18 protein-coding genes are annotated in these 21,454 nt (G+C 73.1%); 9 read left to right on the forward strand and 9 right to left on the reverse strand.

Features of this window, described 5'->3' with window-relative positions; all coding sequences use genetic code 11:
• The first annotated feature begins 162 nt into the window (after positions 1 to 162).
• On the forward strand, positions 163 to 1,044 hold the full coding sequence (locus FYW99_RS19730) for a hypothetical protein (RefSeq protein WP_150253505.1): 882 nt from the start codon (positions 163 to 165) through the stop codon (positions 1,042 to 1,044).
• A 91-nt stretch (positions 1,045 to 1,135) separates the two neighbouring features.
• Here FYW99_RS19730 and xylB read toward each other — a convergent pair whose 3' ends face one another.
• Positions 1,136 to 2,521 carry a xylulokinase gene (gene xylB, locus FYW99_RS19735; protein ID WP_150253506.1) on the reverse strand — a complete coding sequence of 462 codons (1,386 nt, stop codon included), beginning with the start codon at positions 2,519 to 2,521 and terminating at the stop codon, positions 1,136 to 1,138.
• A gap of 416 nt (positions 2,522 to 2,937) precedes the next feature.
• On the opposite strand from xylB, the gene FYW99_RS19740 reads away from it, so the two are divergent.
• From FYW99_RS19740 to FYW99_RS19755, 4 genes are all read left to right on the forward strand, one after another.
• Positions 2,938 to 3,888, forward strand: coding sequence for a MetQ/NlpA family ABC transporter substrate-binding protein (locus tag FYW99_RS19740; RefSeq protein WP_150253507.1), 951 nt, complete (start codon positions 2,938 to 2,940; stop codon positions 3,886 to 3,888).
• Positions 3,889 to 4,373: 485 nt separating this feature from the next.
• Positions 4,374 to 5,429: an ABC transporter substrate-binding protein gene (locus FYW99_RS19745; protein ID WP_150253508.1), complete on the forward strand. Its 1,056-nt coding sequence runs from the start codon at positions 4,374 to 4,376 to the stop codon at positions 5,427 to 5,429.
• Complete coding sequence (locus FYW99_RS19750; RefSeq protein ID WP_190394730.1) at positions 5,426 to 6,205, forward strand: ABC transporter ATP-binding protein; 780 nt, start codon at positions 5,426 to 5,428, stop codon at positions 6,203 to 6,205. Before FYW99_RS19745 ends, FYW99_RS19750 begins: the two co-directional genes overlap by 4 nt.
• Complete coding sequence (locus FYW99_RS19755; RefSeq protein ID WP_150253509.1) at positions 6,195 to 7,073, forward strand: ABC transporter permease; 879 nt, start codon at positions 6,195 to 6,197, stop codon at positions 7,071 to 7,073. The genes FYW99_RS19750 and FYW99_RS19755 overlap by 11 nt, the downstream gene beginning before the upstream one ends.
• On the opposite strand, the gene FYW99_RS19760 is transcribed toward FYW99_RS19755, so the two are convergent.
• The 3 genes from FYW99_RS19760 to FYW99_RS19770 form a co-directional block, all read right to left on the reverse strand.
• Positions 7,060 to 8,139 (reverse strand): pectinesterase family protein, encoded by a 1,080-nt coding sequence (locus tag FYW99_RS19760; RefSeq protein ID WP_223839254.1) that lies wholly within the window; start codon positions 8,137 to 8,139, stop codon positions 7,060 to 7,062. The genes FYW99_RS19755 and FYW99_RS19760 overlap by 14 nt on opposite strands.
• A 271-nt stretch (positions 8,140 to 8,410) precedes the next feature.
• Positions 8,411 to 9,793 (reverse strand): hypothetical protein, encoded by a 1,383-nt coding sequence (locus FYW99_RS19765; RefSeq protein ID WP_190394731.1) that lies wholly within the window; start codon positions 9,791 to 9,793, stop codon positions 8,411 to 8,413.
• Positions 9,794 to 10,223: 430 nt separating this feature from the next.
• A complete protein-coding gene (locus FYW99_RS19770) occupies positions 10,224 to 10,817 on the reverse strand; it encodes a Dps family protein (RefSeq protein WP_150253511.1) in 594 nt (197 codons plus the stop codon).
• A gap of 253 nt (positions 10,818 to 11,070) precedes the next feature.
• Between FYW99_RS19770 and FYW99_RS19775 the strand changes: the two genes are divergently transcribed.
• Positions 11,071 to 11,499, forward strand: a complete 429-nt coding sequence (locus FYW99_RS19775; protein WP_150253512.1) for a hypothetical protein — start codon at positions 11,071 to 11,073, stop codon at positions 11,497 to 11,499.
• 20 nt (positions 11,500 to 11,519) lie between these two features.
• Here FYW99_RS19775 and FYW99_RS19780 read toward each other — a convergent pair whose 3' ends face one another.
• Positions 11,520 to 12,704, reverse strand: a complete 1,185-nt coding sequence (locus tag FYW99_RS19780; RefSeq protein ID WP_150253513.1) for a PucR family transcriptional regulator — start codon at positions 12,702 to 12,704, stop codon at positions 11,520 to 11,522.
• Positions 12,705 to 13,111: 407 nt separating this feature from the next.
• On the opposite strand from FYW99_RS19780, the gene FYW99_RS19785 reads away from it, so the two are divergent.
• Positions 13,112 to 13,939 carry an aldo/keto reductase gene (locus FYW99_RS19785; protein ID WP_150253583.1) on the forward strand — a complete coding sequence of 276 codons (828 nt, stop codon included), beginning with the start codon at positions 13,112 to 13,114 and terminating at the stop codon, positions 13,937 to 13,939.
• A gap of 40 nt (positions 13,940 to 13,979) precedes the next feature.
• Here the strand turns inward: FYW99_RS19785 and FYW99_RS31870 are convergent, their stop codons facing one another.
• Entirely contained in the window at positions 13,980 to 14,141 is a 162-nt protein-coding gene (locus FYW99_RS31870; protein WP_190394732.1) for a hypothetical protein, read from the reverse strand.
• A gap of 238 nt (positions 14,142 to 14,379) precedes the next feature.
• A complete protein-coding gene (locus FYW99_RS19795) occupies positions 14,380 to 15,399 on the reverse strand; it encodes a DMT family transporter (RefSeq protein WP_150253514.1) in 1,020 nt (339 codons plus the stop codon).
• Between the two features lie 93 nt (positions 15,400 to 15,492).
• On the opposite strand from FYW99_RS19795, the gene FYW99_RS19800 reads away from it, so the two are divergent.
• Complete coding sequence (locus FYW99_RS19800) at positions 15,493 to 16,077, forward strand: TetR/AcrR family transcriptional regulator (RefSeq protein WP_150253515.1); 585 nt, start codon at positions 15,493 to 15,495, stop codon at positions 16,075 to 16,077.
• 152 nt (positions 16,078 to 16,229) lie between these two features.
• Here the strand turns inward: FYW99_RS19800 and FYW99_RS19805 are convergent, their stop codons facing one another.
• Positions 16,230 to 17,114, reverse strand: a complete 885-nt coding sequence (locus FYW99_RS19805; RefSeq protein WP_150253516.1) for a sulfotransferase family protein — start codon at positions 17,112 to 17,114, stop codon at positions 16,230 to 16,232.
• Positions 17,115 to 17,345: 231 nt separating this feature from the next.
• On the opposite strand from FYW99_RS19805, the gene FYW99_RS19810 reads away from it, so the two are divergent.
• Positions 17,346 to 18,149, forward strand: a complete 804-nt coding sequence (locus tag FYW99_RS19810; RefSeq protein ID WP_150253517.1) for an SIR2 family NAD-dependent protein deacylase — start codon at positions 17,346 to 17,348, stop codon at positions 18,147 to 18,149.
• Between the two features lie 47 nt (positions 18,150 to 18,196).
• Here FYW99_RS19810 and FYW99_RS19815 read toward each other — a convergent pair whose 3' ends face one another.
• Positions 18,197 to 21,427 (reverse strand): NACHT domain-containing protein, encoded by a 3,231-nt coding sequence (locus tag FYW99_RS19815; protein ID WP_150253518.1) that lies wholly within the window; start codon positions 21,425 to 21,427, stop codon positions 18,197 to 18,199.
• Between the last annotated feature and the right edge of the window lie 27 nt (positions 21,428 to 21,454).

The following is a 21,454-nucleotide window of genomic DNA, read 5'->3' on the forward strand; positions in this document are numbered from 1 at the left end:
CGCCGACGGCGGCGCCCACGCCCGGGTGCTGGTCGTCCAGGCCTCGCACCGGGGGGCGGGGCCAGCGCCTTCGGACTCAAGGTCCTGCACGACTCCTACTCCGAGGCCCCCCACCGCTTTCCCGGCGGCTACTTCTTCGCCGACGTCGAGCGCGACGGGGTCATGGAGTCCGTCAACGAGATCCTGCGCTGGTCCGGGGTTCCCGAGGAGGAGATCCCGGCCTCCCAGGACCGGTGGCACCAGCGGCTGCGCGGAGAGTTCGCCCGGCGCGGCGCGGTCGCCGTCATGGCCGACGGCCCCAGCTCGGTGAACGACGTCCTGCCCTTCGTCGCCACCAGCCCGGGGAGCCTGACCCTGGTGGCCACCGCGCACGACCTCGACCTCGGCGAGGCCCTGTCCCACGTCCACGACGAGGTGGTCGAGCTCGACGCGCTGGACGAGGAGCACTCCGCCGAACTGCTGTGCGCGAAGGCGCGCCTGGTCCCCGGGGGCGAGGACGAGCGCGCGGCGGTGGCCGCGCTGGTCCGGCTCGCCGGAGGAGGGCCCGAGCTGCTGCTGCGCTACGGGCGCAGGCTCTCCCGGGCCCGCCGCCGGATGGGCGGGCTGGCGGCGCTGGAGGCCGTGTACCGGGAGGCGGCCGGGGAGGAGGCCCTCCCCGGGGGCTCTCCCGGTCCGGGGCCGCGCGGCCCCAAGGAGGGACGGGACCGGCCACGGCCGGTCGGGGCGGGGAACGACGCAGATCCGGGGCGGCCGTCCGGTGGCGGAACCTCCGGCAGGGGGCCGGAAACCGGGCACGGGGGTTCGTCCGGGGGCGGAACCTACAGCGTACCGAACAGTCCCGTCCGCCCCGCGCCCTGGTACCGTCCGCTCCGGTGCCCGTCCGCCCCGGGGCCGCTCCCGGCCGCCTTCCGCTGGGAGAGGCGTCCGGTTCTCCCCGGGACACCCGCCCGGACATTCGGACGGGCCCTTCCGGCAGCGGGCCCGGGCGCGGCGACCGTAAGGGCTCACCGACCCGCCCTCTTCGCCGTGATCTTGTACTTATAGCCGATGACGACGCTCGAACCTCGCTGTAAGTACAAGATCACGGCAGGTCAGGGCACCTTCTACCGCACTGCCAACGGTTTCGGTCAGCCGGTCAGAGGCCGTGGGCGGAGCGGCGCGCCTCGGCGTAGCGCTCGCGCACGTGCGGCGCGTCCACGGGCTCGGCGAAGGCCTCCGGCTCGCCGAGGTCCCAGGTCGGCGCCTCGGCGGTCCCCGCCAGCGTCCACGCTGCCTGCCGGGCGGCGCCCACGGCCACGTACTCCGCGGGCCGCGGCACGACCACCTGCGCGCCCAGGACGGTCGGCGCGACCGCGCGCACGGCGGCCGACTGGGCCGCCCCGCCCACGAGCAGCACCCGGCTGACCGGAATCCCGGTGTCGGTCATCGCGGACAGCCCGTCGGCCAGCCCGCACAGCATGCCCTCCACCGCAGCGCGGGCGATGTTCTCCGGGCGCATGTTGGACCGGCGCAGTCCGTGCAGCGACCCCGAGGCGTCGGGCAGCACCGGCGTGCGCTCGCCGTCCAGGTAGGGCAGCAGCACGACGCCCTCGGCGCCCGGCTCGGCGGCCAGCGCCAGTTTGTCCAGCCCCGCCAAATCCACGCCCAGCATCGCGGCGGTGGCGCCGAGCACCCGCGCCGCGTTCAGGGTGCACACCAGCGGCAGGTACCGGCCCGTCGCGTCGGCGTACCCGCAGATGATGCCGCTGGGGTCCTGCGTGGGGCCCTCACTCACGGCGAACACGGTGCCGCTGGTGCCCAGCGAGACCACCGCGTCCCCCGGGCGCAGTCCCAGGCCCAGGGCACTGCCCATGTTGTCCCCGGTCCCCGGGGCCACCAGCGCGCCCGAGGGCGTGCGCCCCACGGCCTCGGCCGGTTCGGCCACGCGCGGCACCCGGATCTCGCGCCCGAACGCCCGCGCCAGCAGGTCGGGGCGGTAGGCGTTGTCGGTCGCCGACCAGTAACCGGTTCCCGAGGCGTCACCTCGGTCCGTGGTGGGCTCGGCCCCGGCTCCGGCCAGCCGCCAGGTGAGCCAGTCGTGGGGGAGCATCACCGCGGTCGTGCGGTCGGCGTGCTCCGGCTCGTGCTGGGCCAGCCAGCGCAGCTTGCTGACGGTCAGGCTGGCGTTGGGCACGGTGTCCACGGCCTTGGCCCACTCGGCGGGACCGCCCAGTTCCTCGATCAGGTCCAGGGCCGTCCCGGCCGAGCGGGTGTCGTTCCACAGCAGCGCCGGGCGGACCACCGCGCCGACCTCGTCCACGGCGACCATGCCGTGCTGCTGTCCGGCTACGGAGACGGCGGCCACGTCGTCGAGCAGGCCGGAGGAGGCCTCCTCCAGGGCCGACCACCAGGCGTCGGGGTGGACCTCGGTCCCGTCGGGATGCGGGGCGCGGGCCTCCCGCACCACCGCGCCGCTGTCGGCGTCGCAGACCACGACCTTGCAGGACTGGGTCGAGCTGTCGATTCCGGCGACCAGGGGCATGGTTCTCGCTCCGTGAGGGCAGGGTGGGGTGGCAACCCTCACAACCTAGAGGATCGGGGCGGGTGCTGGAAAGCGCTGCCACTCTCCGTTGTCCCGTGATGACCGTTTTCCCGGGGCGGCGCTCCGGGCGTGCCGGATCCCAATCCAACTAAACGGGTAGGGAATATTGTCAACTGTGGTCAAGGCGGTCAGTGCACCACCACCGCACCCGCGGCCGTCCGGAGGGGGCCGTGTGGCCGATGCCACGTGCGTGGAGCCCGGGAAGTGATAATTCCTACTAATTCAGTGGATTAGGCTCTGATCAGCTCCGCGGTATCCCACAGGGTCCGTGGAGCCGCACCCTCGCCGGCACCCGTACCGGCCGCCGCGGGGCCCGTCCCCGCGATCCTCCAACCACGATCACGAAGGAGCGCACCATGCGCACGACTCCAGCCGTACTCGGAGCAGCCGCCCTCACCCTGGCGCTCGCCGCCTGCGGTGCGCCCAGCGAGCAGGCCGCCGAGTCCGGCGGCGAGGGGGACGTGCTGCGGGTGGGCGTCAGCCCGGTGCCGCACGGCGACATCCTCGCCTTCATCGAGGAGAACCTCGCCGAGGAGGCCGGGCTGAACCTGGAGATCGAGGAGATCTCCGACTACAACATCCCCAACACCGCCCTGGTCGAGGGCGAGCTGGACGCCAACTACTTCCAGCACCGCGCCTTCCTCGACGAGTGGGTGGCCAACGGGCCCGACGCCGAGCTCACCTACCTGACCGACGTCCACATCGAGCGGCTCGGCCTGTACTCCGACAGTGTCGAGAGCATCGACGACCTGCCCGACGGCGCCGAGATCGCGGTCCCCAACGACCCGGCCAACCTCGCCCGCGCCCTGGGCATCCTGGAGGCCGAGGGCCTGGTGACCGTCGACCCGGAGGCCGGGGCCTCCGCCACCGAGAACGACATCGTCGACAACCCGCGCGACATCACGGTGACCCCGCTGGAGGCCGCGCAGCTGCCCCGCTCGATCTCCGACGTGGACGCCGCGGTGGTCAACGGCAACTACGCCATCGAGACCGACCTGCCGGAGCAGTCCAACGTCCTGGCCTGGGAGCCCGAGGGCGACGACTACGTCCAGTCCTACGCCAACGGCCTGGTGACCCTGGCCGAGAACGCCGAGGACGAGCGCATCCAGCTGCTCGCCGAGCTGCTGCACGACGAGCGGGTCCTGGAGTTCATCCAGGAGTCCTGGCAGGGCGTGGTCCTGGCCGTGGACGCCGAGGGCGACATCGTCGAGAACGCCGCCGACGACGCGGCCGAGAGCCCCGAGGCCAGCCCTGAGGCCAGCTCCGACGCCGAGGAGAGCCCCGAGGCCGGCGCCGACCAGGAGTAGCGGATCCGCGGGTCGGCGCCCGGCAGGGGCCCGGTCCCGCACATCCCGTCCGTTCGCGAGGGCGGTGGAGCAGCGAGCTCCACCGCCCTTCGTCGTGTCCGGCGGCCGGTGCGGGAGCGACCTGAGCCGACACGCCCGGACCGCTCCAGTGACCCGCGTCACAAAAGGTGGGAGTCGCGGGCCGCCGCGGCGCCGGGGCCGGGAACGCCGCTCCGCCCGCGGGCGGAGAGCGCCCTCACCGAAGGGCCCTGAGCGGCTCCTTTCCGCGGATCCGCCCCCGGGTCCACCCGGGCGGCCCCGCCCGGGTGCGGGCGTTCCGCGCGGCGTGCGGGAGGGCGGTGCCCTACTTTCACAAAACCTACTCATTAAGTAGAGTTCTGTCCGGCGGTTCCGCACCCGCACCCGCATCCACACCCGCGCCAGCACCCGTACCCCGGAGCCGACCAGGCCCCGAGCCCGAACGCCCAAGCCCGCGAAGGATCCCGATGTCCCCGCGTACGTCCCCGCTCCGCACCGCCGCCGCGGCTCTGGCCCTCGCCGCGGCCGCCGCCGCGTGCGGGGCCCCGGGCGGCGCGGGCGACCCCGGGCTCACCCTGGGCTACTTCCCCAACCTCACCCACGCCCCGGCGCTGGTGGGCGTGGAGAACGGCATCCTCCAGGAGGCCCTGGGCGAGGACGTCCCCCTCATCACCCAGACCTTCAACGCGGGCCCCGACGCGATCAACGCCGTCTTCTCCGGCGAGGTCGACGCCGCCTTCGTCGGCCCCAGCCCCACCGTCAACGGCTGGGCGCAGTCCGAGGGCGCCGCCCTGCGCGTCATCGCCGGGTCGACCTCCGGCGGCGCGGGCCTGGTCGTGCGCCCCGGCATCGACGACGTCGACGAGCTGACCGGCACCACCCTGGCCACACCCCAGCTGGGCAACACCCAGGACGTGGCGCTGCGCTGGTTCGCCCGCGAACAGGGGTGGAGCGTCGACACCGAGGGCGGCGGCGACCTGTCGATCCTGCCCCAGACCAACGCCGAGACCGTCAACGCCTTCGCGCTCGGCGAGGTCGACGGCGCCTGGCTCCCCGAGCCGCACCTGAGCCGACTGGTCGTCGACGCCGGGGGCGAACTCCTGCTCGACGAGGCCGAGCAGTGGGCCGGGACCGGCGGCGACTTCGTCACCACCAACGTCATCGTCAACGCCGACTTCCTCGAAGCCCGACCGGAGGCGGTCGAGCGCCTCCTGCGCGGCCACATCGACACCGTCGACTGGATCAACGCCCACCCCGAGGACGCTCAGGGGGTCGCCGCCGCCCACCTGGGCGACCTCACCGGCAGCCGGTCCGACCCCGAGGTCGTCGCCGCGGCCTTCGCCAACATGACCTTCACCGTCGACCCGATCGCACCGTCCCTGGCCGCCGGGGCCGAGCACGCCGAGGCCCTCGGCCTGCTCGACCCGGTCGACCTGAACGGCATCTACGCCCTCGACCCGCTCAACGGCCTCCTGCGCGAGGACGGACGGGACGAGGTCGCCGGACTCCAGGAGGAACAGTGACAGTCACGACCGAGAGCGTGGGCACCGCACGCGCCTCCGCCATCGAGATCGACCGCATCTCCAAGGTCTTCGGGGAGGGCTCCGGCGCCGTCACCGCCATCGACGGCATGTCCGTCTCCGTGCGGGAGCGGGAGTTCGTCGCGATCGTGGGCGCCTCCGGTTGCGGCAAGAGCACCCTGCTCTCACTCGTGGCGGGACTGGCCCGGCCCACCACCGGAACCGTGGACACGGGCGGGCACCGCGTGGCCATGATGTTCCAGGAGGCCTCCCTGTTCCCCTGGCTCACCATCGGCGGCAACATCGAGATCCCCATGCGGGTCAACGGGGTGCCCAGGGCCCGGCGCCGGGAGCGCGTGGCCGAACTGCTCGACCTGGTGCGCCTGGGCGGCTTCGCCCGCAAGCGCCCCCACCAGCTCTCCGGCGGCATGCGCCAGCGCGTCGCCCTGGCCCGCGCCCTGGCCCAGGACGCCGACGTGCTGCTCATGGACGAGCCCTTCGGCGCCCTGGACGCCATGACCCGCGACATCCTCCACGACGAGCTCGAACGCATCTGGCGGGAGAGGTCGCTGACCGTCGTCTTCGTCACGCACAACGTGCGCGAGGCCGTGCGCCTGGGCGACCGGGTCATCCTGCTCTCCAGCCGCCCCGGTCGCGTCATCGAGGAGTTCACGGTGGAGGGCGAGCGGCCCCGCCGGATCGACTCCGCCCGGATCGCCTCCCAGGCGGCCCGGATCACCGACCGGCTGCGGGCGGAGGTGTCGCGCCATGCCGGCTGACCCGAGCACGCAGGACCGCCACGTCCAGGGGCTGGACGCCCTGGAGATGGGGCCCCGGAAGCAGTCCGACCGCCCCGCCGCCGCGCGGGTGGCGGCCAGGATGTGGGCGGTCACCTGGCCCAAGCTGGCGGCCGTGGCCATCGTGCTCGTGGCCTGGCAGGCCGTGGTGTGGAGCGGGTGGCGGCCGGTCTACGTGCTGCCCGGCCCCGACCAGGTGCTGCCGCGCCTGTTCGCCGAACTCTCCTCCGGCGAGTTCTGGGAGGCCCTCGGGGTCACCCTGCGGCGCGCCCTCGTCGGCTTCGCGCTTGCGCTGGCCGTGGGCGTGACCCTGGGGCTGGCCGTGTCGCGCTTCGCGCCGCTGCGCGTGGCGATCGGCTCCCTCATCACGGGCCTCCAGACCATGCCCTCCATCGTCTGGTTCCCCTTCGCGATGCTGCTCTACGGCATCAGCGAGTCGGCCATCATGTTCGTGATCATCCTGGGCGCGGCGCCCTCCATCGCGGGCGGCCTGACCTCGGGGATCGACTACGTGTCCCCGCAGTTGCTGCGGGCGGGCCAGGCCATGGGGCTGCGCGGCGTGCAGCACTACACGCTGCTGATCGTCCCGGCCGCCCTGCCGATGTTCGTCACCGGCCTCAAACAGGGGTGGGCCTTCGCCTGGCGCTCGCTCATGGCGGGCGAGCTGCTGGTCATCATCAACCAGCAGAACTCCCTCGGCTGGGCGCTGAGCCAGGCCCGCCAGTTCAACGACTCCGAGGGCCTGTTGGCCTACGTCCTCATCGTGTTGTGCGTGGGCATCCTCATCGACGTGTTCTTCAACTGGGCCGACCGCTCCATCCGCCAGCGCTGGGGCGTCACCGCGTCCTGAGCACCGGGTTCCACCCGTCGTCCCCGGCCAGGTAGGCCTCGGCGGTGTGCCCGGCGGCCTCGGCCGGGTCCATCTGCGGACGGTCCCCGGTGACCAGCGCGCCGGGGCCGGAGTTACGGTACTCGCGCATCCGGAACCGCCGCCAGTCGTGGCCGGAGGCCATCGCGATCCATCCCTCCTCGCGGAAGTGGCGGCCCATCCAGGAGTCGCGGACCAGCACCCGCGGCTCGGCGTCCGGGTGCGAACTGGGCACCCACGGTCGGCCCAGGTAGACGGTCCCGGCGGGGGCTTCGCTGGTGAATCGGCTGCGGGTGATCAGGAAGCCGAACTCCCGGCCGGGCCGGGTGCTCGGCGCGGTCACGTAGCCGTTGTCGGTGTCGCTGCCCCGATCCAGGGAGTGGAACTCGCACGCGTCGAACACGGCCGTGCCCCGGCCGAAGACGAAGTCCACGTCGCCCTCGACGTAGCAGCCGCGGTAGTACTGCCGCGAGGGGGTGTCCTCGTCCGGAGAGTCCGCGTACAGCGTGTCCTGGTGGCCCAGGAAGCGCACGTTGTCGAAGACCAGCCGGTCCCCGGTGGCGCGCACCGCGACCGCCTGGGTGGCGGTGACTCCGGGGTGCTCCTCGCGCAGCCAGGAGTTCGCGAAGGTCAGGTCGCGAACGTGCGCGCCGTCTCCGGAGATGACGACGCTGGCGCTTCCGGACGTGCCGTGGACGCCCCCGCCGGGCTTGGGGGTGCCCGCCGCGCGGTCGTGGGTGAGGACCACGTCGCGCGGGTCGCCGGTCGCGCCGAGCAGGGTGATGCCGGGCTTGTCCGCGGGGATCACCACCGGCTCGCGGTAGAGGCCCGCCCCGACGCGGATGGTGACGCGTTCTGCGCCGCCCGCGGGCACGGCGTCGACCGCGGCCTGGACGCCGGTGTGGTCGCCGGAGCCGTCGGCGGCCACGGTGATCACCCGGCCCTCCGCTCCGGGGGAGGGGCGGTCGGGGCGGGAGGCCTCGCCCGCGTGCGCTGCGCCGGAGGGAGCGGGGGAGCTGCGGCGGACCATGGGAGAGGCCCCTCTCATGTGGTAAGCGCTTTCCTCAGGGGCGGGGACGTCCCTGCGACCGTTTGCAGAACTGTCTCCGATGCGGCCGCGCCCCGTCAACCCCGTGCGCGGACCCCGCTCCGCGTTCGAGCACGGGTCCGCGCGTCGTTTCGGCGACGTGGCCGCTCGTCCCCACAGGTGCAACCTCTCGTCGTGCTTCCTGGGACGCGGGGGCGGGGCGGCCCCGGGCACCCTCCGGACGCGCGGACCGCGCCCGGACCCCGTGGACGACCCCGCCCCTCCGCGGCCCCTAGGAGACCGGTGTGTCCGTGGTCATCTCCTGTCCGGTCCTCTGCGGGCTCCGGGGAGCTGGTACGCATTCGGGGGCGTGCGGACCGGTCAGCTGGTCGGGCGCGGGCACCTCGGCGGTGTCCGCGCCGTGGCCGAACGAGCGGATCCGGCCGTCGGACCCCTGGTCCGCGCGGTGCCTGTCCGGGGACAGCATGGACGGATCGAACCCGCCCGCGCGCTCAGGGGTCTGGGAGAGTTTGCCGCTGTTGTCCACGACGGCGTAGCGCATTCCCGCGTTGAAGGCCACCACGTTCTTCTCGTCGTCGGAGCAGAAGGTGTGCTCGGGGTCGTTGCGCACCACGTAGACCACGTGCTTCTCGGCGTACATGGCCGTGACGTAGCCCGCCGCGGCGTCCCCGTCCACCTCCACCGACTGCTGGTGCATCTCGGAGTTGGCGAAGGAGTGCGAGTAGCCCAGGGTCGTGGTCACCGACCCGCTGACCTTGACGCCGACGCCCTCCACCGCCACACCGGCCTCGAAGCCCACCGTGACGCCGACGCTCTTGCTGTAGGTCTGGGTCTGGGTGTCGGTGACACCCCAGGAGACGGTCTGCCCCATGTGGCCGTCCTTGCTGCTGCCGCGCAGGTCCAGTGCGGCCACCAGCGTGTAGGAGCGGCGGCGGCGCAGGGTGTAGGTGGGCGAGTTCTCGATGACCCAGGACCGGGACCTGGTGCGGTCGTCGACCGCCAGGCACGGGACGACGACCTCGCGGTCGATGACCGCGTTCTGCTCGTCGGGAATGTCGTCGGGGTCGGTGATCGTGGGGCGGACCAGGTCCCCGCCCCTGGTGACGGGGACGGGCAGGTTGAGCACGTAGACCACGCCCGGGTCCTCCCCGAACATCGCGCCGTCCTCCTCGCCGCCCAGCATGAGGACCTTGCCGTAGGCCCAGAACCCGGGGTCGGGGGCGATCAGGACACTGTCCTTCTCCAGGGTCTGCCGGGGCCGCTTGGTGCGCAGCATCTTGTACTCCCCGTGGTTCACGTCGGCGAAGTACTTGTCGCCGGGCACCGCGTACGCGACTCCGTCGATCTTCTCCCTGACGCAGGCGATCTGCTCCTTGTGCACGGGATGGGGCCAGCGCCACGCGGAACCGGGCGCGTCGGAGAAGGTGCGGTAGCCGGCGGGAGGGACCGCCCGGTGGCACCCGGCGAGCTTGCGCCATTCCTCGGCCGGTCGGACCGCCCCGCTGGAGGGGGTGGTGGACCTGATCCACGTGGTGGTCGCCTTGGGGTCGATGCTGCCGGTCAGACAGTAGTAGTCCGCGCTGGGGCGGGAGGTCTCACCGGTGGAGAAGATCGCGGTGATCTCCCCGAACACGCATTCCTTGGAGTAGGGCATGGGCCTCTTCCTGTGGTGCCGGGGGCGCCTGCCCGGACAGGCCGCTGGCCAAGTTCGGGTGCGCCCCTTCTGCCAGGGCGTTGTGTGCCGACAGGGGGCAGAACCGTGTGAGCGGCGCCGACACCGCCATGGTCTCCGCAACCGGCGGAGCGGGGTCCGTGCCGCGCGGTCGTGCCCGCGGACCGCCGCACACCACGCGCCCATGCCTGGAGGAAAGGGGACAAGGTCCCGTCGAATCGATGAAGCGGTTACCCCGGGTTATGGACACCCGGAACACGTACGAGCCGGAGAGGAGCCGATCACGGGACCGGTGGGACCGGCAGAACCGGTCGGATGCTCCCCCCGCTACAGCGGAGGCTGTCAGCCCGGCCCCCGGACACGCCGAGGGGCCCGGCGCGACCGCCGGACCCCTCGTCACGTGCGTTCCGCCCTAGGTGCGCACCAGCGGGGTGTCCACCAGGTGCTCGGCCACGAACCAGGCCTGGAGCTCGTTGGTGCGGATCACGTCCGACACCAGCAGGTCGTTCGTGCCGTCGTCCCCCAGCTCCTGCGTGCGCGCGGCGGCGTCGTGGCAGTCCTCCAGGATCGCCTCGTGCGCCTCCAGCAGGCGGGAGAGCATCGCGGGCACCTCCTCGACGCCGTCGGGCGGGCGCGGGATGCTGGTGATCTCCGCGACGTGCCGGGGGTCGCCGACCGCCACACCGCCCAGGGTCTGCACGCGCTCGGCCAGGTTGTCGATCAGCGCGGTCTGCTCGTCGGCGTGCTTGTCCATCAGCAGGTGCAGCTGGTAGAAGGTGTGACCGCGCATGAGCCAGTGGTGCTTCTTGTACAGGTCGTGCAGGATGCGCGTGTCGCACAGCACCTGGTTGAGCCGCTGGCACGAGTACATCCGGGTGTCGTAGGACAGCCCGACCGGGAACTGGCGGACCGTCCCGAACTCCTGGATCTCCTCGCCGCTCTGGTGCAGCCAGGGTTGGCTGCTCCTGGGCTTGGGCGCTCCGGCCTTGCGGTCTGCGGTCGTCACTCTGGTCCCCCTCCAGTCGGTGTGACTCGTGTCGCGGGGAGCGCACACGCAGTGGCGCACTCCGTCTGCCAGTCTCGGCTACCCACCGCTCCCGGGGCCCTAACCTCGCGCCAACCGCGGGTAAGTTTCCCGTGCTTTCACCGGTCGGAGGGGTCATCCGATCCCCGGGCGGTGCGCCGGGCCGCGGCGTACCGGGACCGTCCGAGGCGGCCGCTAGTGTCCGACCGGAACATCCCCGTGAGAGAGGAGCCCCATGAGCTGGGACGTGCTGTTGACGCCGGCGCCCGCGGACGCGGAGTCCGTCGACGACATCCCCGAGGGCCCGGAGACCAGGTCCATCGCGCCTCTGTCACGGCTCCTGGCGACGCTGCGCGGGGCCTTCCCCGCGGCGGACCTGTCCGATCCGGCCTGGGGCTACCTCCAGGACGAGGAACAGGGGTGGGCGATGGAGCTCAACATCGGCACCGGCGACCCGGTCAGGAGCGTGATGCTCCACGTCCGCGGCGGCGACGCCGTGCCCGCCATCCTCCGGATGGCCGAGGTGCTCGGCTGCCGCGCCGTCGACTGCTCGACGGGCGACTTCCTGCGCGAGGACGGCGGCGGATGGGAGTCCTTCCAGGACTACCGCGACCAGGTCCTCCAGGTGTCACCGGAGGGGGACGGGCCGTCCGCGGCGTCCTGAGCCCGTCCGTGGGGAACGGCTCAGGGGGCGACGGCGCAGGCGGTCTCCAGCACGAACCGCTGCCAGGGCCGGTGCGGGTCGTGCCCGGTCAGCTCCCGCACCCGGCGCAGCCGGTAGCGCAGCGTCTGGGCGTGCACGTGCAGCGCCTCCGCGGCCGTGGTCGCCGCGCCCTCGCGCAGGTAGGCCCGCAGCGTCTCCAGCAGGTGGGCGTTGCCCTCGGCCAGCAGCGGCCCCAGCACGGTGCGGCGGACCGCGGCCGGGGTGACCGGGCCGCCGTTGAGCAGTGCCAGCACGCACGCGTCGGAGACCCCGAGCAGCCCCCGGGAGTCGAAGGCGTGCGGGGGCGCGGTCTCCAGTGCGTCGTCGGCCAGCCGGTAGGCGGCCGACATGTCGGTCAGCGCGCGCGGCTCCAGCACGCACCCGCGCCAGGGACGCCCGCCGAGCACGGCGGCCACCCGGTCAGCGTCGTCGGGGGAGAGCAGCAGCACCACCCGCCCCGAGCGCGTGGTCACCAGCGGGTCGGCGCCCACCGGTTCCACCAGGCCCAACAGCTCCATCCCGGCGGTGAGCGCGGCCGCCCGCGGCGGCGCCCCGTCGGAGGGGCCGCCGTCGGCCTCGGCCACCACCAGCACCGCCGGGTCGGGTGGGGCGATGCCCAGGGTCCGCGCCCGGTCGCGGATGGCCCCGCGCGAGGCCTGCCGACCGATCAGCAGGTCGTCCAGGAAGGCCCGGCGGGCCCGCTCCAGGTCGGCGTCCAGGCGGCGCGCGGCCTCGGCGTGGCCCGCGGACAGGCTCTCGGAGATCTGGTCGATCGAGGTCAGCCACAGTTCGCCCAGAGCGAACACGTCGGTGGCGTCGAGCCGGTCGGCCGCGAGTTCGGCGACCAGGCGCACCGCCGCCGCCGAGCCCACCCGGTGCGCGCGCACCACCGCGCCGATCGAGCGCCCGTCGGCCGCGCGAGAGCGGCCGATGCCCCGCAGCCGCTCCACGTCCTCCGGCGGCAGCCGCGTCGCCCCGGCCGCCCACAGTTCCAGTGAGCGGCCCATCAGCCACCCGGTGATCGCCCGCACCTCCGCGAGCTGGGACCCGTGCAGCGCGCGGTAGGCCGGGACCTCGGCGTGCACCTCGGCGACGATGCGCTCGACCAGCCCGGCCCGCTCCCGTGCCAGTTCGGCACCGACCCGGGCACGCTGTTCGTGTCCCATCGCCCCACCTCCAGAACGGCCAGGGAAGCCTACCGGCAGCGCCTCAGCCCCGGGGGGGCGAAGGACGCGTGGGCAGGCCGGCCCCAGCGGGTATGGGGAAAGGAGGGAGCACAGTGACGCGTGGGAGGTTCCGCCGGGGCGGAGGAGGCCGAGGGGACGCGGCGCGGGACGCCGCGCCGCCCTCGCCGGGATCCTCTCCGCCCGCGCGGCGCCCCCTGTGTCCGGGATGTCCCTCCGTGGTGGCGGTCACCGGGCGTGAACGGTAAAAAGCCCGCACAACCACGGCGCATCGGGGACCGCGACCCGCCCGGACGTGGGAGTATGCGACTGCGGTACGGGGAAGACCGCACGCTGGAAGAACAAGGCAGACCGTTCGGCGCTGACGGGGGATGAGACAGATGCAGCAGATGACCGTTCCAGAACTCACTCTGGGTAATGGTCTGCGCATTCCGCAGCTGGGCTTCGGCGTGTGGCGGGTGCCCCAGGAGGAGGTCGTGGCGGCCGTCTCCACCGCGTTGGAGACGGGCTACCGCAGCATCGACACCGCGGCCGCCTACGGCAACGAGGAGGGGGTCGGCGAGGCGCTGCGCCGCTCGGGCCTGGAGCGCGGCGAACTGTTCGTCACGACCAAGCTGGCCAACCCCGACCAGGGCTACGACGCCACCCTGCGCGCCTTCGAGGCCAGCCTGGGACGCCTGAACCTGGACACCGTCGACCTGTACCTCGTGCACTGGCCGATGCCCCGCAAGAACCTGTACGTGCCGACCTGGAAGGCGCTGGAGCGCCTCTACGCCGAGGGCCGCGTCCGCGCCATCGGCGTGTCCAACTTCCAGCGCCCGCACCTGGAGCGGGTCATGGAGGAGGGCGGGATCACGCCCATGGTCAACCAGATCGAGCTGCACCCCCTGCTCACGCAGGCGGACATGCGCTCCTTCGACGCCAAGCACGGCATCGTCACCGAGGCGTGGAGCCCCCTGGGACAGGGCAAGCTGCTCAACCACCCGACCGTCGTCGCGGTCGCCGAGGAGCACGGGCGCACGCCCGCGCAGGTGCTGCTGCGTTGGCACATCCAGCTCGGCAACGCGGTGATCCCCAAGTCGGTGACCCCCGAGCGCATCCGCTCCAACTTCCAGGTCTTCGACTTCGAGCTCTCCCGCGAGGAGATGGACCGGATCAGCGGCCTCAACACCGACAGCAGGTTCGGCCCCGACCCCGACGACTTCGACGGCGTCTGAACCTTCCCGCGGTCCGCCGGGGCGTGCGGGCGGACCCCTCCTAGTCGCGCAGCTCCCGGTGCCTGCGGGCCCCGGCCAGGACGGCTTCGGTGCCGTTGCGGCGCATGCGGCCGACGTAGACGGCACCGCCGACGAAGATGGCGGCGACCACCCCCAGCACGGCGACGAGGGCGAGGGCGGAGAGCAGCACAGTGATCGACATGCGCTCATCGTAGCCGCACGTCCGGCGGATTCCGAAAGGGGCCGTCCGGGACGGGCGGCGGGCGCGGCACGGGCAGGGAGAGGACCGCCGATGACGGTGCCGGGGGTGGTCGGCCTCCCGGACCCCGGCGCCCCGGTGGAGGTGGTACGCACCGCCGTGGTCCCCGAGGCGGCCGGAAGCGGACCCGTGCGCGCCGAGCAGGTCTGGAGACCGGCCGAGGAGGCCGGACAGCCCGGGGTCACCGTCTCCGCGGACGGGAGCGGTCCGCTCCCGGTCCGGGAGCAGCGCCCGTGGCGGTCCCGTCCCGCTGTTCCGGTTCCCGGCCGGGAGCGCCCGCAGCCGCCGCCTCCGTCCGGTCGGCTCCGCTCGCGGTTCCCCCGGTGCCCACGAGCACCACGGCCACCGCGCACACCGCCATCCCCGCCAGGGCGCCCGGACCCACGGGGTCGCCGAACATCAGCCACGACCACACCAGCGTGGTGGGCGGGGTCAGGTAGAGCAGGGCCGACACCCGGGCCACGCCCGTGCGGGAAAGCACGGCCCAGTACAGGCCGTAGCCGCCCAGGGTGGACAGCACCACCACCCACACCACCGCCGCCCAGAACCCGGGATCGGCGGGCGGGGCCAGGGTCCCGGTGGCCGCGGCCAGCCCCGTGAACAGCACGGCGCTCACCGCGCACTGCACCGCCAGGGCCTGCGCCACCGAGCCCCCGGGGCGCGTGCGGCGCTCCAGCAGGGTGGCGGCCACCAGGGACAGCATCGCCCCGAATGGCAGCAGGTAGCCCCACCACGGAGCGGCGCCCGGCCGGAACAGGTCCGCGCCCACCACCAGGCCGACCCCGGCCAGTCCCAGCGCGAGGCCCGCCAGCTGGCGCGGCCGCACCCGCTCGCCCAGCAGCGGGACGGCCAGGGCGGTCGCCACCAGGGGTTGGAGGGCGGCCACCAGGGCGCTCGTCCCGGCGGCCACGCCCGCCTGCGCGGCGGCGAACACCCCGTACAGGTAGCCGGACTGGGCCAGCAGGCCCAGCACGGCGTGCGCCGCCAGGTCCCGCCGTGGCATCCGCTGGCGGCGCCACAGCCACCATCCCGCCAGCAGGGCCGCCACGACCAGGAAACGCCAGGCCAGCAGGGTGGTCGCGGGTGCGTGCTGGGTGCCCAGTTCCGCGCCGACGAAGCCGGAGCTCCACATCACCACCAGTCCGGCGGCGAGCAGGAGCGGCGGTGCGGAACGGGAGGGGCGTGTCTTGGTGTGTTCCATGCGGGCAGGTAAACACACCGGTCGGTATACTCACAATGTAGTCCGAACGAGACGTCCTCCGGCGGCGGGGGACGCGACAGAGGGAGGGACACCGTGCCCGGCACCGCGACGACACCGCTGACCCCGGCCGCGCGCCGCGTCCTGGACGTGGCGACCGAGCTGTTCTACACCCGCGGGATCAACACCGTGGGCATGGAGCTGGTCGCCGAGCGGGCGGGGGTGACCAAGAAGACCATCTACGACCGGTTCGGCTCCAAGCAGCAGCTCGTCGTCCAGTACCTGCGCGCCCGCGACGCCCGCTGGCGCGCGTACCTGGACGGCTACCTGGAGCGCGCCCGGACCCCGCGGGAGCTGGTGGCCGCCACGTTCGACGCCCTGGACGACTGGATGGGCGAGGAGAACCCGCGCGGCTGCGCCATGGTCAACGCCTACGCCGAGCTCTCCGATCCCGAGCACCCGGGCCGCGCCGTCGCCGAGGAGCAGAAGCGGTGGCTGCGCGGCCTCTACGCCGACCTCGCCGAGCGGTCGGGGGCCGGGGAGCCGGGCGCGCTCGGCGACGCGCTGGCCATGCTGCACGAGGGCGCGGTGGTGGCCCGCAACGTCACCGGGGTCGCCGACGCCGCGCGCACCGCCCGCGCCGCGGCGGACGCCCTGATGACCGTGCACGGCGCGGACTGAGGGAACCGGGTTCAGGGAAAACCGCTCATGGGCCGGCCGGAACCGCTGCCGGTGTGACGCAAGGGTTCTGACCTGCGTTGATCTTGTACTTGTAGCGAGGTTCGACCGTCGAGACGCGCTACGAGTACAAGATCACGGCGAGGCCGCGGGGCTCAGGTGTAGCCGAGCCGGGACAGCTCCGTGCCCGCCACCTCGCGCACGTCGCCGTACTGGTCGCGCGTCAGGCGCTCACGCCACGACCCCACGCCCCAGGACTCCGCGGTCAGCAGCTCCGAGGCCGACACCCGCGCCCCGGTGAACCCCCGCAGCCGTTCGGCCGTGTCCACCTCGCCGCCGTGCACGTCCTCGTAGCGCAGGGTCAGCAGCTGCTCGGCGCCGATGGAGCGGCGCAGCAGCGCAGACATGCGGATCGCCCCGCGCCAGCGCATCGCGCACTTGGCGGCGGTGGAGCCCTCCGTGAACGCGGACAGGTCCGACTCCTCCTCCAGGCCGAAGAAGTGGTTGGGGAACTCGTGGTCGAGCTTCATGAAGCTCGGTTTGAGCCAGGCCAGCGAGCGCTCGTCCTCCATCATGTCCGCGATGACGTCGCGGCCGTCCCGGATGACCTGGACGAACAGGGCGTCGGGGAAGGCCGCGTGCAGGGCGGCGGCGCAGAACAGCAGGTCGGGGCTGGCGTCGCCGTAGCGGCGCACCTCCGCGCTGTGCTCGCACGGCTCGGCGGCGGCGTTGGCGGGCACGCGCGCCCACGGCCCCGGGCAGCGCGGGCAGGTCAGGGGCGTGAGCTGCCAGGCCTCGGCGTAGGCCTCGCGCAGCAGGCTCGCGGTCCCGGCGACCTTCTCCAGGGCGAGGGAGGGGCGCCTGGCCACGGCGTAGACGGCGTTGAGCACGCCCGACGAGCCCGCGCCGAGGTGCAGTCCCGGCACGCGCGACAGGGCACGGGCGATCTCGGCGACTCCCGAGTGGGGAGCGCCCAGGACGAACACCGGGCGCTCGACCTTGGTCCCGTTGACCACGAGGATGTAGGACGGCTGCTTCATGACGGTGTCGATTTTTGCACCCTTTGCCCACCTCGTGTGCATCGGTAGGGGATGTGGCCTCCGTGCCCCTCCTGTCCCTCCGAGGTTACGCCCCGGGTGGGACCGGGGACGCGCACCGTTCCGGCGTCGGGCGGGGCGGCGGAGTGATGGAGGGAGCACAGGGCGGAGCGGCGGACGCGGTGGCGGACGCGGTGGGGCGAACGGTCCCCCGGCCGCGTAAGAATGGGGGGTATGGCCTCGACGACCACCGACTCAGCGCCCCTCTCCGACCCCGGGGAGTTCGAACGGGCCGCCGACCTCCTGGAGTCCGCCGAGCGCGTCACGGTGCTCACCGGGGCGGGCGTGTCCACCGACTCCGGCATCCCCGACTTCCGCGGTCCGCACGGGGTGTGGACCACCGATCCGGACGCGCAGGCCCTGTCGGACATCGACATCTACATGGGTGACGTGGACGTGCGCCGCCGGGTGTGGGCCCAGCGCCGCACCCACCCGGTGTGGCGCGCCCGGCCCAACGCCGCGCACCGCGCCCTGGCCGGGCTGGAGGCCACCGGGCGGCTGCGGGCGCTGGTCACCCAGAACATCGACGGCCTGCACCAGCGGGGCGGGGTGTCCGAGGACGCGGTCATCGAGGTGCACGGCACCATGCTGTGGGTGGTGTGCATGGCGTGCGGGCTGCGCACACCGAGCGAGGCGGTGCTGGCGCGCCTGGACGAGGAGTCCGACCCCCGCTGCCTGGAGTGCGGGGGAATCCAGAAGTCGGACACCATCTCCTTCGGGCAGCGGCTCGACGCGGAGGTCGTCGACGCGGCCAGCCGGGCGGCCCGCGAGTGCGACGTGTTCCTGGCCGTGGGCACGTCGCTGACGGTCCACCCGGTGGCGGGACTGTGCGACGTGGCCATGATGGCGCGGGCCAGCCTGGTCGTCGTCAACGCCGAGCCCACGCCCTACGACGACTTCGCCGGAGCCGTGGTCCGCGCCCCCATCGGCGAGGCGCTGCCCGCCCTGGTGGAGCGGGTGCGCGCGGCTGGTCGGTAGGAGCGCGGGGACCGGCTCCGCCCGGGCGGAGGTCGTGGTCAACGCGCTCAACCGCCGCTGGTGTACTGGCCCCTCTCGGCCGGAACCGGGTGGAGCCGGGTGATGGTGTCGACGGCCTGTTGTTCCTCGGTTCCCCCGACACCGTCGTCGGCACGGAGTTCCCGTTCCGGCGCCCATGAGGCCCGGACGAGTTCGAGGGCGCGATCGAAGACCTGCTCGTGCGTGTACGGGGCCAGGGTGCGCAGGACCGGGACGACCGTCTCCTCCCGGAGCTGGGCGCCGACCACGACCGCCCGCACACCGTTGAGGTAGGAGTTGACGGTGTTCACGAGTTCGGTGCGGAACGCGGACGCCTCGGCCACGAGGGCCAGGTCCTCCGCCGCCTGCCTGAGCGCCACCAGTTCGAGGCGCCCGAGGGCCCGCTGCGCGAGCAGGCGCCGGTAGGCGCGCAGGCGCTGCTCGGGGTGTTCGGTGACGGGCTCCAGCCGCAGCCGCATGACCTCGTGGACCTCCGTCCACGCCTCCTCCGAGTGGACGTCCGCGTACCAGGTCGCCAGGTCGTCCGAGACGTGACGCAGGTACGGCAGCAACCCGAGCAGGAAGCGCGCGGACGTGCCGTTGACCCGCATCGCCGTCGACCGCAGCAGACGGGAGGTGGTCGTGTTGTGCGGCACGGTGATCTCGTAGGGGTCGAGTACGGACGGTGCGGCGTCCACGTTCATCCGCAGCTCGAACCCCGTGCTCTCCCCGACGTTGACCGGTGAGGAGTCGTCCAGGTCCACGACGGTGACGCCCCCGCCCGCCTCCCACCCGTTCAGGTGGCGCACGCGCAGGGTCGCCACGATGCTGAACCACTCGGTTCCCGGCAGGGTCCGCCACAGCGCGGCCGTGTGCTGCCAGTCCTGGAGGGTCTCGGGGGAGTCCGGGAACAGCTCCCGGACGTCGACCGGCTCCCCACGCACGAGACACAGCAGGATCATGAGGTTGCTGGTGTAGTTGGCCTCGCGGCGGGTCAGCGGCAGCCGCGTGGGCTCGTAGGCGGTGTAGGAGCGGTTGCCGGCCGGGAAGGGCGCCTCCTGGAACAGCTCCACGAGCAGCCGCGCGTAGTCCTCGCGGGCCCCCGGTGCCTCGGCGAACCGGCGTTCCAGGAGTTCGGCGAGGAAGTCCACGACCTTCTCCCGGCCCGCGTAGCTGGCGAAGGAGGACAGGGCGTACAGCTCGCCGTCGTCGGGACGCGCGCTTCGCCCCCGGCGCCGCGAGGAGCGCGAGCGGGACTCGTCCAGCTCCTCCAGCGCGATCGCCACGGCCCGCGCCACCAGGTACTCCCCGAAGGTGGCGTGCAGGAACTCGAAGACGCTCGCGGTGCCGTCACCCGTCTGCGCGCGGGCCTCGTGGACGAAGAAGAACCTGCCCAGCACCTGGTGTGCGGGGTTGATCCGTCCGTGCAGGTCGGCGTCCTGCGCGCGCACCGCCGCGTCCGGCATGAGGACCGCCAGGTCCCGGTCCAGCTCGTCGGCGTCCACACTCTGTTTGCGCCGGGTGAACATCGCCAGCGCGGTGACCTCCAGACGGCGCAGCTCGTCCTCGATCGCGTCGTCCAGGCCCCGGTCGTTGAGGTGGGGCCGGTGCTTCTCCACCTCCCTGCGGGCGAACTTCCTCAACAGGCTCTCGTACAGCTCACCGTGGGAGAGGGCGTCCGAGGCACGCCGCAGGGCGTTGCCCTCCGCGTCGTAGATGAGCAGCATCAGCAGCAACAGGGGTTGCTCGGCCAGCTCGCGGTACCGCACCAGGACGTCGGTGGTCAGGGGCTCCAGGCCGGAGGCGGCGAACGCCCGGGAGTTCGTCCTGTTCCACACCCGCAGCATCTGCCCGATCCGGGCGTCGTCGAAGGGCTCCAGCCGCATGACCATGGAGCCGTCGGGGAAACGGGCCCGGTCCGCCACGACGGTGCGGCTGGTGACGATCACCGCCGTCGGCTGGCCCAGCGCCTCCTGCTGGCGCTGGAACTCCTGGACCCGCTCCAGGTAGTCGGAGCGGTCGACCCCGGTCGCCTGGAGGAGTTCGTCGAAGCCGTCCAGGATGACCACGGGCAGCGCTCCGTCCGCCGACTCCGCCAGCTCGCGCCAGGACACACGGGTGTGCAGCGTCGCGGCGAGCCCTTCCTCGATCTGCGTGTGGATGGGCGCGTTCGGCTGGACCGAGCGCAGCTCCACCCGGATCGGCAGGAAGTCGGCGGCGGGCAGGCTGGCCGCGAGCATCTCGGTGAACTTGGACTTGCCCGCGCCCGGGTGGCCCAGAATGACCGTGGGGACCTCCGTGGCGACCGGGTGGACCATGTGGGCGGCGATGACCGCTTGGAGGTCACCGACCACGGGCAGCCGGTCCCACCACTCCTCGGCGGAGGGCGTACCGCTGTGCACCGCGTAGGCGGCGCGGCCCCGCGGCGGGACGTAGGCCTCCTCCAGCGGGGGCAGGGACAGGCCCGGGGGTATGTCGTCCGAACGCAGCACGGGCTGGCGCAGGACCGCCTGGTACCCGGCGGACAGCTCCCGCCGCCGCAGGTCCACCGTGCGGTGGGAACTGATCCGCTCCAGACACCGGCGCAGCTCTCCGAGCCCTGTTCCGACGACCTCGCGCGTGTGCTCGTGTTCGGCGAGGTGGACCCACATGCCGAACTCGGGGATGTCGGCGGCGAGCTGGCGGTAGGACTCCTGGTACCGACGGGAGGCGTTCACGGGGACGAGGCGTCGCATGTCCCGCAGCAGGCTGTGGTCCTCGGAGGTGATCCCGTGCCTTTCGGGCACCGCGAGCCCTGTCAGGGCCACCGCGAAGTCCCTGAACAGGAAGTCCGAGAAGAAGCGGGTGACCCATTCCGACCCCAGGGACACGGCGGGAGCGGTCCCGGAGTGCGCGAGGACGCGGTCCATCAACCCGGCCTGCTCCTCCCCGGTGAACTCCAGGTCGGCCAGGGTGAAGGGGGCGTCCAACTCGGCCAGGGCCTCGTCCACCGCCTCGAAGAAGGCGACGACGACGATGATCTGGTGCGCGGCCTCGATCTTCTCCGTCCGCGACATCCGGCTCTCGCCGCTGATCTTGTCCCGGATCCCCTCGATGGCCCGCCGCCCCCCGCTGACCAGCGCTCCCCGCAGACCGAAGAGGTCGGGCACCCCGACCAGCCCCAGGCCTCCGTCGGCCAGCCTCTCGGCGAGCCCCATCACCTCCGAGTCGTTGTGGCCGAGGATCTTGAGCGCGTCCGCGTAGGTGAGCCGTTTCGCCATCGGGGGTGCCTCTTCCGGCGTCGAGGG

The sequence above is a fragment of the Nocardiopsis deserti genome (assembly GCF_008638355.1).
In the GTDB taxonomy this organism is placed as follows: domain Bacteria; phylum Actinomycetota; class Actinomycetes; order Streptosporangiales; family Streptosporangiaceae; genus Nocardiopsis; species Nocardiopsis alborubida.